The 14101-nt window shown below is 55.4% G+C and carries 12 protein-coding genes; 5 read left to right on the plus strand and 7 right to left on the minus strand.

All coding sequences use genetic code 11. From position 1 onward, the window contains the following. Positions 1–135: 135 nt before the first annotated feature. The 3 genes from Q4606_RS09925 to Q4606_RS09935 all read left to right on the plus strand — a co-directional run bounded on the left by Q4606_RS09925 (position 136) and on the right by Q4606_RS09935 (position 3400). Positions 136–1185, plus strand: a complete 1050-nt coding sequence (locus Q4606_RS09925) for an AraC family transcriptional regulator (RefSeq protein WP_303597137.1) — start codon at positions 136–138, stop codon at positions 1183–1185. Continuing rightward, on the plus strand, positions 1185–2615 hold the full coding sequence (cls, locus tag Q4606_RS09930) for a cardiolipin synthase (protein ID WP_303607419.1): 1431 nt from the start codon (positions 1185–1187) through the stop codon (positions 2613–2615). Before Q4606_RS09925 ends, cls begins: the two co-directional genes overlap by 1 nt. An 86-nt stretch (positions 2616–2701) precedes the next feature. Then, positions 2702–3400 (plus strand): GntR family transcriptional regulator, encoded by a 699-nt coding sequence (locus Q4606_RS09935; protein WP_303607420.1) that lies wholly within the window; start codon positions 2702–2704, stop codon positions 3398–3400. Here Q4606_RS09935 and Q4606_RS09940 read toward each other — a convergent pair. Continuing rightward, complete coding sequence (locus Q4606_RS09940; protein ID WP_303607588.1) at positions 3381–5558, minus strand: patatin-like phospholipase family protein; 2178 nt, start codon at positions 5556–5558, stop codon at positions 3381–3383. The two genes, Q4606_RS09935 and Q4606_RS09940, sit on opposite strands and share 20 nt — an antisense overlap. Positions 5559–5625: 67 nt before the next feature. Continuing rightward, positions 5626–6222, minus strand: a complete 597-nt coding sequence (locus Q4606_RS09945) for a hypothetical protein (protein ID WP_303607421.1) — start codon at positions 6220–6222, stop codon at positions 5626–5628. Between the two features lie 227 nt (positions 6223–6449). Here Q4606_RS09945 and Q4606_RS09950 point away from each other — a divergent pair, with 227 nt between their 5' ends. Continuing rightward, on the plus strand, positions 6450–6815 hold the full coding sequence (locus tag Q4606_RS09950) for a hypothetical protein (RefSeq protein WP_303597133.1): 366 nt from the start codon (positions 6450–6452) through the stop codon (positions 6813–6815). A gap of 30 nt (positions 6816–6845) precedes the next feature. Here the strand turns inward: Q4606_RS09950 and Q4606_RS09955 are convergent, their stop codons facing one another. Next, positions 6846–9608, minus strand: a complete 2763-nt coding sequence (locus Q4606_RS09955; protein ID WP_303607589.1) for a transporter substrate-binding domain-containing protein — start codon at positions 9606–9608, stop codon at positions 6846–6848. Positions 9609–9724: 116 nt separating this feature from the next. Here Q4606_RS09955 and Q4606_RS09960 point away from each other — a divergent pair, with 116 nt between their 5' ends. After that, positions 9725–9958, plus strand: a complete 234-nt coding sequence (locus Q4606_RS09960) for a DUF2789 domain-containing protein (protein ID WP_303607422.1) — start codon at positions 9725–9727, stop codon at positions 9956–9958. A 45-nt stretch (positions 9959–10003) separates the two neighbouring features. On the opposite strand, the gene Q4606_RS09965 is transcribed toward Q4606_RS09960, so the two are convergent. Genes Q4606_RS09965 through dapF form a run of 4 tightly spaced genes read right to left on the minus strand, consistent with a single transcriptional unit; the run spans position 10004 to position 14099 of the window. Further along, on the minus strand, positions 10004–11443 hold the full coding sequence (locus Q4606_RS09965) for a GGDEF domain-containing protein (protein WP_303597131.1): 1440 nt from the start codon (positions 11441–11443) through the stop codon (positions 10004–10006). Next, complete coding sequence (xerC, locus tag Q4606_RS09970) at positions 11443–12417, minus strand: tyrosine recombinase XerC (RefSeq protein ID WP_303607423.1); 975 nt, start codon at positions 12415–12417, stop codon at positions 11443–11445. The genes Q4606_RS09965 and xerC overlap by 1 nt, the downstream gene beginning before the upstream one ends. Before the next feature lies 1 nt (position 12418). Then, positions 12419–13165, minus strand: a complete 747-nt coding sequence (locus tag Q4606_RS09975) for a DUF484 family protein (RefSeq protein WP_303597129.1) — start codon at positions 13163–13165, stop codon at positions 12419–12421. A 16-nt stretch (positions 13166–13181) separates the two neighbouring features. Next, positions 13182–14099, minus strand: coding sequence for a diaminopimelate epimerase (gene dapF, locus Q4606_RS09980; RefSeq protein WP_303597128.1), 918 nt, complete (start codon positions 14097–14099; stop codon positions 13182–13184). Between the last annotated feature and the right edge of the window lie 2 nt (positions 14100–14101).

A 14101-nucleotide genomic window follows, 5' to 3' on the forward strand; every position in this document is an offset into this window, starting at 1 on the left:
TGGCTCGACCTTCGATTACTTCAACCTGATGGATAGATGCTATCGTTGGAGGAGGTAAAACCCGTTGACAGACTGTCCCTTTCGTTTGACATTTTGTATCAGCATCCATGACACCCCGTTAATGAGACGGTTAATGTGACCACTGCGCCAAAGGACACCACAACGACACTCTTCGTGGCTGCTTCCAGTACACTGGCACTCGTGCACTACCTTAGCCGCCAGGGTGTTCTGGACAGCCCTCGTGTAGAACAGATTCTCGGCATGGATATGCCCGCGCTTAAAGACCCAGACCGGCGGGTACCAGCGCAGGCGCACTACAGACTGTGGGATCACGCAGAACAAGTCACCGGAGACCCGGCGGTGGGACTGAACGCCGGCCAGGTTATCGACCCTGAACGCATGGGTCTGGTTGGCCACGTTTTCTTCAATTGCGACACTCTGGGTGAGGCGGTAACCCAGTATGTTCGCCTGCACAGGCTGATCAACGAATCGGTGTCCCTGAGCTTCGAGCAGACTGAGAACCAGGCCATCCTGACCTGGCAAGCAGATTCCCCCGAGAATTACTGCCGTCAGGATATGGACCGCACCCTGGCGGCCGCCTTGTGTCGGACCCGACATTTCATTTACTCGGGAATAAAGGCCGAATGGGCGGAAATTGCTCATCCGCGACCGGAATACGCAGACCTGTACGAAAAACTGCTAAAAGGCCCGGTAACTTTCGGGGCGGCAGCAACCCGGCTGGCATTCAATACCCGCCACCTAAGCCACCCAATTCCACACCGCAATCCTTACGTGTATTCAGCGGTCCTTCGCCAGGTCAATGGGCTACTGGCAAGGTTGCAAACCCGACGCTCATTTGGCCGCAAAATACGCCGATTAATATCGCGCCAGATGTCGACGGATAAAATCGATGCGGATACTCTTGCCCAGCAATGCCATATGAGCCGCCAGACTCTCTACCGGAGATTGAAAAAAGAAGGGCTGGGTTTTCATGAGCTGGTCGAACAAGTGCGAAAAGACAAAGCCCTGCGCTACGTTGCTTCTGACCACTACGCCCTGGGGGAAATCGCTTTCCTTCTCGGGTTCTCAGAGCTGAGTGCTTTCAGTCGGGCCTTCAAACGCTGGACGGGTATCGCACCGGCTCAGTACCGGGCCCAGCACCTCTCCCGAGAAAACGAGCAATGATGCCTGACACCTCCTTACTCGCCATACTGGTCAGCCTGTTTTATCTGGGCTCCGCTGCCTGTATCTATCGTATTTTGCTCACCTACCGTACCACCCAGGGCGCTATCGCCTGGATTATCAGCCTCCTCGGGCTGCCCTATGTTGCGGTGCCACTGTTTCTGGTTTTTGGTCGCTCGCGCTTCGGTGGATATATCAAAGCCCGACGAATGGGCGACCAATCCCTCTCTGAGCTGCTTGACCGGTTTGAAGAGCAAAAAACCTCTCTCTCCACCCCCGAACAGGAGCAGCTTGATAAACAGTTACAGGTTCTCTGCAAGCTTGGGCGACAGCCCTTCACTGAAGGCAACCGGTGCGCCTTGCTGCGCGATGGCGAGGCGACTTTCGAGGCTCTGATCTCAGCCATGGAGAACGCAACATCCTATATTCTTCTCGAGTTCTACATTGTCCGTTCAGACAAGGTTGGCCAGCGCATCAAAACCATCCTCGAACACAAGCTGGCAGAAGGCGTGCAGGTCTGGTTTCTGTACGATGAAATCGGCAGCGTCGGGCTGCCCCGAACTTACCTCAAAGAACTTACAAAAGCGGGTGCCCGCGTTGCGTCCTTTGGTGATGGCAATATGCGTCGCCGACGGTTCCAGATGAACTTCCGAAACCATCGGAAACTCCTGGTCTGTGACGGTAAAATCGGGTTTGTCGGCGGCATCAACCTGGGTGATGAATACCTGGGCACCGCGATGGATCAGGAGCCCTGGCGAGACACCCATTGCCGCATCGAAGGCGCCGCTGTCAAGGGCCTCCAACTTGCCTGGCTGGAAGACTGGAACTGGGCCAGTAACGAATTCCCCGACCTGGACTGGGCGCCAGAAAGCAAGCTACCGGGAGATGAACGGGTTCTTGTACTGCCCACTGGGCCTGCCGACACATGGGAAACCTGTGCGTTGTTTTTCCTCAACTGTATAAACAATGCACAGACTCGCATCTGGATAGCTTCGCCCTATTTTGTTCCGGACTTCCAGATTGTGAATGCCTTGCAACTCGCTGCTCTTCGGGGTGTGGATGTAAGAATCATTATCCCGGAGAAATCAGACAGCCAGCTTGTTCGCCTTGCCGCATATTCTTACCTGGTTCAGGCGAGTCAGGCGGGCATAGGTATCTATCAGTATCAACCGGGTTTCATGCATCAGAAGGTGATTCTGGTCGACACGGACTACGCTGCCGTGGGCACCGCAAATCTCGACAACCGCTCCATGCGCCTGAACTTCGAGATCATGGCGATCAACACTTCCGGATCCTTTGTTTCCGAGGTGGATGCCATGCTCACAGATGATCTTATTCATTGCCGCAAGATGACCGAGCAGGACTACGAAGGTCGTTCCATTATGTTCCGGTTGACCTGCCGGGCGGTTCGCTTACTCGCACCATTACTGTAGGTAGCTCAGGGATACTGGCTCCGAAATATGCGAATATGCGACTATTCCTCCCTCATTCCGCCAACCCAGCCCAGTGAACAGCTTTCATGAACGCTTTCAAACCCCGAGTTACACTGACCGAGCAGGTCGCCCGCCACATCGAAAACCTGATTGTTTTCGGCCAGCTTGACTCAGGTGAGCGCATTTATGAGGCCTCCATGGCCAAACAGATGGAAGTCAGCAACGGTTCAATCCGCGAAGGCCTGTTACTCCTTGAAAAACGCCACCTGGTAACCAACGTGCCGCGTAAAGGCGCTTTTGTTACTACTCTGGACCGTTATTTTGTACACAGTCTTTATGAAACACTGGAACTGTATCTGACCCACACCGGCCGAAAGCTTGCCAGACAATGGCAGCCGGAGGATCTGAAGCGGTTGGAGGAGCTTTATCAGAAAATGGAAGACTGCTTCAAAAGGAACGATTTGACGGCGTTCCTCGATCTGGGCGTTGAATATACCCAGGCTTCTCTGGCCTATGCCGATAACTATTTCATTCTCGCGGCAATTGATGATCTGTGGCCGTCAGCCAGACGCTGCGCCTTCGTAGCGTTCAACCAAGGTGGAAAGCGCGTGCTGGAAGATAACCTGGCGCACATGCGGGAATCCATCAGCGCGATCAGAGACAGGGATGAAGACAGGCTGGCATCAGTCCTTCATCGGTATGCCGTTCAGCAGTGCCAGCAGGTATGCGAGGCAGCCCCTTCCGCAGGAGCCCTTGCCGGGGCCTCTAGTAAAATAGCTGAGTAAACGAAAACCCGATATTCATGTACGCAGCCCAGTTATCTTTATTACTGTAAGCCGTTGCTATCTGCACAGGGCCGAGAAAGGTGTCCACACCTGCAAATAGGCTCCAGGATCTCACGGAGCTATTCCACCCGGCATCACTCAGAGAATCCCAGGCGTTTCCGGTCTCCAGCCCCATACCTGCAAACCAGGGGACTATCGGGCCGCCGAATGCCTGACTGGCATAGACTGATCCCATAGCCGCACTGTCACCCGTAATCTGGCCCGGGGCGTAGGCGGATAAACGTCGAAACCCACCGAGACGCACTGCATTTTCGATACCCGCATTACCTCGGGTGACCGTATGAGCATAGAGCAGTCCCGTTAAGGTAAAGCCCCTCCAGCTACCCGTTCCGAGCACCATCCCTGTTACCGCATCAAAATGCCGGTCGGAACCCAGGTCTTCCCGTTCCAGCCGGCCCCGAATTCCAGCAAAGGCGCCTTCGCGTGGGAAAAACGCATCATCGAGGGAGTCGTGAACCAGTTGAAGGCTTACATTGCCCTGGTGAACCGCGCCTTCGGGTGCCACTGCCGCACCAATCTGATTATCCACGGTGGCGTATCCGCGGGTGTAGGTAAACCGGGCCTCCCCGTTTCCACCGAGTTCCGTTCCCAGGCCAACATCGACCTGACGGAACGCAACATCCAGCTCGGCCACACGTTCACCCTCGGCGTCATACACGCTGAACGTATCACGGGAGTACTCAGCACCCGTCACCAGAAAACGCTCATATCCATAATCAAGAGGCTGATACCACTGGGTGCGGATACGCGGCTCCGTACCTAGCTGTAAACCGGTCTGCCACTCGGCCCCAAGCTCATTCAGTTCTGTCATACGCAGGGAAGTTGCAAGATTGAAACGGGTATCACCATCAAAGTTATCCTCGTAGTTGAGGCCAAACGACAGATAATTAGGGCCCCAGCTCTTCTCCTGGACCTTAATTTTAAGCACCGTGCCATCCACTGCCGACGACAGGGAGTAGGACACTATCTCGTAATAGCCCAAACCGTAGATGCGCTTGAGATCTTCTTCCAGGGCTTCAACATCCAGCGGCTCGCCGGTTTTCTGACGTATTCTCTCCCGAAGGAAGTCCCGACCCAGACGACGATCATGCTCAACCTCAATACGGGCAACAGACCCAGCGCTATAGTCCGCGGAGGCCAGTCGTGACCGGTATGCGTGCCAGGCCTCGTTTGATACGACAAGTGCGTTCAGATCCACTGCGTGTTCACGGGCGCCGCTGGCCCCCAACTCAAACAGCAGCGGAGCGTTGTAGAAGTCTGCAGAGCTTTGGCCTTCCAGGTCCGGCCGGATAAGCACATCCTGTTCGCCCAACATTTCAAGCTGCTGGTCGGCATTGCGCCGGGTCATGATGGTCGTCAGTTGGCCGAATACGGAGAAGGCTTCACGCAATTCGTCGGGCCCCATCAAAGCATCGGTGATATCAACAGCGATAATAATGTCGGCCCCCATTTCACGGGCAACACTCACCGGCAGATTATTCGCTATGCCACCGTCGACCAACAAACGGCCATCAAGATTGACCGGGGCGTAGACTCCCGGAATACTCATACTTGCCCGCACGGCGGTAGCAATGTTGCCACTACCGAGCACCACCATATCGCCGGTTTCCAGGTCCGTAGCAACAGCGCGGAACGGAATGGGTAAACGATCGAAATTCTCGACAAGAGCAACGTTGTGGGTCAGTTCGTTGAGAATAAAGCCAAGATTCTGACCGGAGATAATGCCAGCCCCAAGGTGCAGACCGTCCAGGCTAATGCCAAGACCCGGTGTCACTGGGAATCTCCACTCGCCCTGTTTCCGACGGACTGGTTTGTACGCACGGCCGGGGTCATCCCGAAAACTCGACAACCAGTCCATATTTATAAAGCGCTGTTCAATCTCCGCAACCGACATACCCGAAGCATAGAGTGCGCCCACCGCAGAACCTGCGCTGGTTCCCACCACCATATCCACCGGAATATTCATTTCTTCCAGTACCCGGAGAACACCGACGTGAGCCATGCCTTTGGCGCCGCCGCCGCTGAGCACGAGACCAACCTGCGGACGTTCAGTTTCGGGATTACTGGCCGCCGCGGGAAGCGATGTGAGAAGCGCCATAACCAGGCAAAAGAGGGTTATCCCCGTTGATTGGTTCAAAACGTGGCAGCCCCCTCGGGCTCGATATTCATTTATTGTCCGGCTTATCATCCGCCAACGAAAGGTGCGAGACGTCTGGCACGATCGGCGGCGGCAGCTCACGCTTGACACCTATATCACTGCCAGCCGGTGCCAGCGTCCAGTCATCAAGGTGCTGAAACATGGGAGCCTCTGTCTCCTCAGATTCCATCAATGTGACACCGACAGGGTCGAGGCCAAGCGCTGACCCTGCAAGAATGTCATCTACCTTTTCACCGGCTACCGGCAAACGATCACCCGGTTCTACATCTGGAGCACCTGAGGAGGGCTGCGGGGTTGCCGAGCGGGGAACGGCTTTCGCCGGCTCCGGTGCCGCGTTGTCCGGCTGGGCTGACGGGCCTGGTTTTGCCTGAGCCTGAGCGCCTTGCATAGGTTGAACATAGGCAACCATGCCGTGTTTTCTCAGCACCGCGCGATACTTTTCTGCCTGCTCCTCATCCAGCTTATTCCGGATAACCACCGGGCTCCCACTGAACATGCGCTCTATCTGATCAATACTGGCCTTGAACAGCGCGCGTGCATTATTCCGCGCTGTTGCCATATCCGTGTCGGGGACACACTCACCCTTGAATACGAGCTGAAACATGGGCCTCTCTCCTGCAGTCGATTTTCGTTTCATGATAGTTGATAGAACAACGCCAGGGGAGCCCTGCGCACCCGTAACACCGAGCTAAATGTATGCAGACTGCAAACAATTGAAAAAGGTTCAAGAGATACCGCGCAAAAAACGACAGTCTTTGCAATAATCAATCGTAACCAAACATTACATTCTGTTACACTCGAACCGGGACACCTTCCGGGGAGCTTAACAATATGAACATCCAGAACCTGATCCGTGCCGCAGCCGCTGTATTCCTGCTCTCTGCGCCCGCCGTCCAGGCCGAGAATCTGGACGTTGTAATGAGCCAGGTCTTCCACCAGGATCACGCCACCTACATCGGCTTTGAAAGCGTTGAGCGTGAAGATATCCCGGTGTCCGCCGCAGTCGAGCGCAAGTATCTAATAGTGGATTTCCGACTCGCCGCTGCTCAGCCAGCATCAGAGCACCTCCAGGCCAGTGTTCACAAAGTCTGCATGGCTTTGCTGAAAGATCGGGAATTGATCCGCAACCTGTCTGATTCCGGCTATGACATGGTCTCTGTGGCCTTTGATCGCCGCTCTCAGTTCGACTGCCTGTAAAATTGCCCTATAAAGAACTGGGTTGCCGGCTTAATCATCTCGCCCTAGCAGTTTTGGAAAAGCTTCCAGGGCGCTATTGACCGCATCCAGGTTGAAGGCTTCCACATCTGCCATCAATTTTTCACCAAAGCTCGTAACAGACCGTGAACGATAATGTTGCCCCCATTCCTGCACCCGGGAGGCGAAATATCTCATTTCTTCAGGATCACCACTCTCCCGCACAGCTTGCCACTCGTCACCAAAGTCAGCCGTCAGCTGCTCTTGCAGCCAGCCCCGCTCTTGCATACTCAGGGTTTGTGCCAGTAATCGTTCAGATTCCTTGGTCTCGCCGTCGTCTTCTGCCTGTTCGCCGGTGGCCTCAACCTGGGGCAAGGTGAGCGTGAACACAGAGCCGCCGCCCGGCTCGCTTTCTACTTCCAGTTCACCACCCATCATCCGGGCCAGCTTCCGGCTAATGGCAAGCCCAAGACCAGTACCTCCGTAGCGCCGGGTGTTTTGTCCTTCCTGTTGTTCAAACGCATCAAAAATCCTGTCGCGCTGATCGGAAGGGATTCCAATACCCGAATCTGTCACCTTGACCGTGAGCCGGTAAGTCTGGTGCTCCGGCACCTCACCGGTTTCAGCATTGGCTGCACGTACGGTTGCCCGCACGGCCACCCCGCCCTCATGTGTGAATTTTATAGCGTTACCGACGAGGTTGAATAACACCTGACGGAAGCGGGTTTCATCCAGCATCATGGTGGCAGGCATGTCTGACCCGACACTTACTTCCAGGGTTATGCCCTGCTCACGAGCGCGCAAATCAAATATGTGGCGAACATCATCAAGCAACCGGCGCACGGATACCGGTGAGTAGTCCAACCGCATTTTCCCGGCTTCAATACGCGAAAGGTCAAGAATGTCGTTAATCAGCATCAGCAGGCTGCGACTGCCCGCTCGTATGGCATCCAGATAGTTGCGCTGCTGGGGGTCGGTCACGCTGTTACTTAACAGATCCGAGTAGCCGATCACTGCATTCATGGGCGTCCGTATCTCATGGGACATATTGGCCAGAAACTCACTCTTGGTCCGGCTGGCAGCCTCGGCCTCCCTGGCCAGGCGCTCCGCCTCCAGCTTGGCAGCCCGCAGCTCATCTTCACTACGGCGCAGCGCGTTTTCAGAGCGGATACGCTCATCCACCTCCCGTGACAGCTTGCGATTCCAATACAGAAAGATAAGCACAACCACAATAGCGATCAGGACAACCCGACGAACTACCGTATAATCAGTTTCCTGCTCGATATCCAGGTGGATCCAGCGATTGTATATGGCTTCGGTATCGGCAGGTTTCAGGCTACCCAACGCCTTGTTCAGAATGCGGTGAAGCTCAGGGCTATCTTTGCGAACCGCGAGCCGAAGGTCATACTGGTAGGGCGTGATACTGGTGATCCTCAAATTGGTAAGGCCCAACCTGGCAACTGTATAGCTGACGGCCGGAATATGGGTCACCATCACATCAAGATCGCCATTGGAGAGTGCCAACAACCCGTCCTCTACCGTTGCCATCGGATAGAGATCCAGGTTCGGATGGTTGATAAGCAGGTAGTCATGGGCCGCGTGTCGGTTAACCACCCCGACTCGCTCACTGCGCAGCTCCCGCAAATCTCCGATAAAACGCCCATCATCCCTTATCGCCAGAGCAATGGGCACATTTACATAAGCCCGGGTGAAAAGAAACGACTCCTCGGTTCGCGGTGTGCGTGACAAGCCGGGCAGAATATCCACATCTTCTGAGACAAGTGCCTGCTCGGCAGCGACACGGTCCTCCAGAATCCTTTCCTCAAACCTTGCGCCCAACTGGTTTTCCAGGCGGGCGACAAGATCTGGCACAAGCCCGGTGGCGCGACCGTCCTGAGCGTATTCAAACGGCGGCCAGTCAGAGCGATAGGCCACCTTGAGATCGGGGTGGCGTTTGAGCCAGTCAATATCGGATGCCGAGAGCTCCACCCCGCTCTGTTCCAGCGCGGTCAGGTCTACCTGCAGCCATGATTGACGGATAACCCTGTGCTCTTTATGAGTAATCGCAGCTACCGTCTGGTCCAGGACATGGAACAGGGGCCCTTTGCTATCATCTACCTCGAATACAACGTCCACCGATTTCTGGTCAAGCAACACCGACAGGCCAATACCATTGATCATAGCTGACTGAAGGTAGTCGGAAACTACAGGTACCGGCCCAAGAAAGGCATCGGCCTGACCAGACAGCACGTGCCCTACAGCCTCGCTCAGGCTCTGAACGGGCACTGGCGTAAAGCTGTTTACAGAATCAAGCATGGTGTACTGGTTGGGATCACCTTCAACTACGGCTATGCGGCCATCTTCCAGATCGGCCAATGAACGAATGGCTGCATCGCCGGCGCTGACAAACAAGCCATAGGTGAGCGACATCAAGGAGCTGGTATAGCGCTTTCCGTCGGGCAAAGGAGTGCCTGGTACTCTGGTGGTCAGAAGCGCATCGGTTTCCGGCTGATCCGCCACTGGCCCCGCATTAGCACCATTGTTGATAACGACCGGCTCGATTGCCAGACCCAGCTTGTCGGAAAGACGCGCAAGATAGTCGATATAGGTTCCGGCAAGAATCCCGTTCCCTGTATCAAACACCAGGGGTACCTGGTCTGCTCGCACACCAATCCGTAGATTTTCCTGCTCACCGACCCAGGCCAACTCCTTGCTGCCCAGAACCGGTGCCGGTGATACCTGAGGCGGATCCGCCGAAACCACTGGTGAAAAAACCAGCAACAGCCAGCTACACATGAACAGAAGAGTGGCCTTCACTGGATATCCTCGGGGTTTACGCTACATTTCAGGGAACCATACCTGCAAATCGGCAAAATTTCATTCATGCAATCGTTAACCGGGAGAACCTCTCTATGGACACCAGCAAACACAATTTGAGTACGCTTTTTGATCAGCTCGGACTGGCCTCTGACGAGAAGAGCATAGAAGCGTTCACCTCCCGCTACTCCCCCCTGCCCCGAGAAATTGCTCTGCAGGACGCCCCTTTCTGGTCTGAAGGCCAGTCCCAGTTCCTTGAAGAAGGCCTGGAAGATGACAGCGACTGGGCGGAGGTGATCGACGAACTGGATGCTATGATGCGACATTGATGCACCATTGCCGTTATATTCAGCAGGTCTGCATGGATTCGCTGTCTAACCTACTCTGACGCAATTCCGACCTGCGTCCTTTGCGGTATAGAGCGCACGATCCGCACGATCAAAAACCGTTTCCTCGGTATCGTCAGGCTTGAAAGCCGTAAGGCCTGCAGAGAAGGTAATCGTTACAGGGCTGCCGCCAAAATGAAACGGAAGAGCGCTGATATGGTCGCGAAGCTTTTCCATCACCATCAACGCATCGTCTGCCCGAGTCTCCGGAAAGAGCAACACAAATTCCTCACCGCCAAAGCGCGCAGCAAAGTCCGTATTACGTAACCGGTTTTTGATTTCTCTGGCCACGAGTTGAAGCACTCTGTCACCGGCTTTGTGCCCAAACGAATCGTTCACCCGCTTGAAGAGGTCTATATCCATTACACCCACTGTCAGTGGGTATTGGTAGCGTCTCCAACGGTTAAACTCGAACGACAAACGCTCCTGCCAGGCCTCCCGGTTCGGTAACTGCGTAAGCAGGTCTGTCAAAGCCCGTTCGCGTTCCTGGCGGACCTGACCCTGCATCCGCTCGGAGTGCGCCTCCATAACCGCCACTTTCTCCTGCACGGCCTGCAACTGTTCGGAAAGCATTTTTTCCCGCTCCGTCTCCTCAACTCGGAAACGGTCAACCGCCTGACCGATAAACTCCAGATGGCGACTAACTGACGTCTTGAGACCCTGAAGGTCGTCACTCGCCTCAATATGCCGGCTAACCAACTCAATCTCTTCACGAATGTTGCAATCAAGCGCTTCTGCTGCTGCCTGACGGCCAGACTGCGCAGACGATTGCACAGAAAAATGCTCCTGCAGCATTTCAAGGCGCTCATCAAGGCGCTTGAGAAAAGACTCGAACTCTCTCTGACTGCGGGTAACGGCAGCGACAATCAGGTCTGCGACCTGGTTTAGCCCATCCCGAAGCTCATCCCAGTTTTCGCTGGTCAGCAATGCCCTTTGAAGGTTCCTCGCTTTCGTCTCGGCATCTGGTTCCAGCGAAACCTGGATAAGTAGCTGGCCCAGCAAATGACCGACCCTCCGGGCAATACGGAGGCGCTGGCTCTGATGCTCGGCATTGGCCACACTACAAGAAGGGTCAGAGTCAGATTCATCTTCAGTCATGGCCGAAGGCTTCGGGCTAGAAGCAACCGTTGCAGACAGCTCGGAGCCGCCGCCATGGCTAGCTGGAACATCATCCAGCAGAGCGACCTGACGATCGATCTGCTCCTGTAGCTCCTTCCAACTATCTATATCAACTTTGCTCTTGCGCAGGTCCAACCGGACGCGGGCAAGCAGGCGATCAAGCTCTGGAGCCTGGCCTTCGGAAGCAAGACAGGTGCGCACCAACATACGTTCAAGCGTATTACGCTCGGCCTTCCAATGTTCCGCCCTGTGTTCTGCAGCTTCAAGCTCCTGGAAATACTTTTCTTTCCAGGATTGATCCGATGACATTAAGCGTTCCCTTCCTGTCCGGGGTTCTGATCGTCACGGTCACGCGAGTTGCCTCGGCGCGCCCTGGGGTGGCTCTGGTCATAAACCCGTGCCAAATGCTGGAAGTCAAGATGAGTATAGACCTGTGTGGTGGCTATGTCCGCATGCCCCAGTAATTCTTGTACCGCCCGTAAGTCTCCGCTGGATTCAAGCATATGACTGGCGAATGAGTGTCGCAACATATGCGGATGGAGCTTCTGGTCAGCACCTTTAACAACACCCCACCGGCTCAGGCGAGCCTGAATACTGCGCCGGCTCAGGCGATCGCCCCGGCGGCTCACAAAGAGGGCAGGCTCGGATTCCGGCGCCAACCCTGTGCGGACAGGCAACCACTGTGCTATGGCCTCCAGTGCCTTCCTGCCTACAGGCAGCAAACGGGTCTTGCTGCCTTTACCCAGAACCCGTGCTTCACCACTCCTGCAATCAACGGCATCAATATCGAGGCTAGCCAACTCCGAGAGGCGCAAGCCGGAAGAGTACATAAGCTCGAACATGCAACGGTCGCGCACTTCCAAGGGGTCATCCGGCTGGGCATCAAGAAGCGAACTGAGCTGATCTACATCCGCGACCCGAGGCAATCGCCTGCTGCTCTTCGGGGCCCGGATATCCAATGCAGGGTTATCCGTGGCCCGCCGCTCTCGCAACAAATACTGGTAGAAACGCCTTATGGCCGAAAGGTGGCGGGCAATGCTGCGACCACTCAGGCCCTGGCGGCTGAGGTGGGCCACGTAGCGACGTAGATCGTGACCGCTGACACCCTGCCACTCGGCGTTGCCCTGCTCAACGAGCCAGGCTGCAAACCGATACAGGTCGTGTTGGTAACTATCACAGGTCCGGGGAGAATGACGTTTTTCAGATGCGAGGTGCTGAATAAAATCCGCCAAGTACCCGCTTAGCTCATCAGGTAATTGAGCCGGCGCGGACACCTTGGTCACTTTAGCGAGCCTCGGTCGCAAGGTCCGTAACTGGAGCCGCCGTTGTGTAGCGCTGAACCATAGGTGGCAGAAGCCGGCTGAGCGTGTCGCTGATGTAGCTTAGAAACAGTGACCCCATGCTCTGGTCAAAATAGCCAGGCTGGCAACTGCCAACTGCAAAAACACCCACAAGGTCGTCATTGCGCAAAGGCACCAGTGCAACCGACGCAATAGGTTCATCGCGGTCAGGAAACAGAAACTCCCGCTCACTCTCCCGGAACTGGCCGCAAACCGCTCTACTGCCATCCAGCAGATTCCCGAGACGGTTCCGTGCCTCAGCCGGGCTCACAACATGGAGCGCCCCCTGAGAGCTGCCGGGCACTTCCACATCGGTAAACAGAATTACAGAAGCGGCGTCCAACCCGAAATCTCCGCGAATACTGTCATCAATAGTCGATGCCATATCCATGAGGTTGCGGGCTTCAATTACCTGCATCAGCAACCGTTTGCTTTTTTCAAACAGTCGATCATTGTGCCGCGCGATGGAAACCAGCTCGACCAGTTCGTGCTTCAGGGTGTCACGCTGTTCGCGAAACAGGTGAACCTGGCGCTCAACCAGAGAGATAGCCCTGCCGCTATCGTGGGGCAGGGTCAGGCTGCGCAGAAGCTCATCCTGTTCAATAAAAAAATCAGGGTTGCTTCTCAGGTACTCAGCCACATCTTCCTGGGTAAGCTCACCGGCCTTCTGGCGGGCCGTTTGGTCTGTCATCGTGATCTCCTGGCTTTCAGGTACGTTGTTTGTGTGGGCGGCTAGGCTTTCGGCGCCGGTTACCACCTGGTTCACCAGGCAGTCTCAACTGCCCCTCAAATACACTTGTGGCGGGTCCTTGCATCATAACAGGCGCCCCTTCACCCTGCCATTCAATGACCAACCGCCCTCCGCGCAAATCCACCTCGACACGATTGTCGAGCAGCCCCCGCAGACACCCGGCCACTACGGCCGCGCATGCCCCACTCCCACAAGCAAGCGTCTCGCCCGAACCACGTTCAAACACCCTGAGGCGCGCCTGGCTCCGGCTGACGATCTGCAGAAAACCGATATTGGCTCTGGATGGGAACCTTGGATGGCTTTCAAGAAGCGGTCCAAGGTCGGCAACTGGCGCTGTATCCACATCGTCAACCAGGATAACGGCGTGTGGGTTGCCCATGGAAACAGCACTGAGCTCAACTTCTCCGGCATTCGTGTCCACCGTATAGACATTTTTACGCTCTTCGGCAGCAAAAGGAATGGCCGGCGGGTTCAATTCGGGCACGCCCATGTTGACCATCACCATGCCGTCTTTGACTACCCTCAGCTCAATCACCCCTGCGGCAGTCTGGACCCGAATGATCTTTTTGTTGGTCAACCGCTGATCGCGGACAAATTTTGCGAAACACCTGGCACCATTGCCACACTGCTCGACCTCGGAACCATCGGCATTGAAAATGCGATAGCGGAAGTCCACATCCGGCAACCCGGGAGGCTCAACTACCAGCAACTGATCAAAGCCGATACCAAAGTTTCTGTCGGCCAGTTCCCGGATCATCTCCGACCCCAGCCGAAAAGGCTGACTGATGGCGTCGACCACCATGAAGTCATTGCCCAGCCCGTGCATTTTAGTGAACCGGAGCAGTGGTCCCTGATTTCGGCGCTGTTGTGTCATCT

The sequence above is a fragment of the Marinobacter sp. 1_MG-2023 genome, assembly GCF_030549045.1.
Taxonomy (GTDB): domain Bacteria; phylum Pseudomonadota; class Gammaproteobacteria; order Pseudomonadales; family Oleiphilaceae; genus Marinobacter.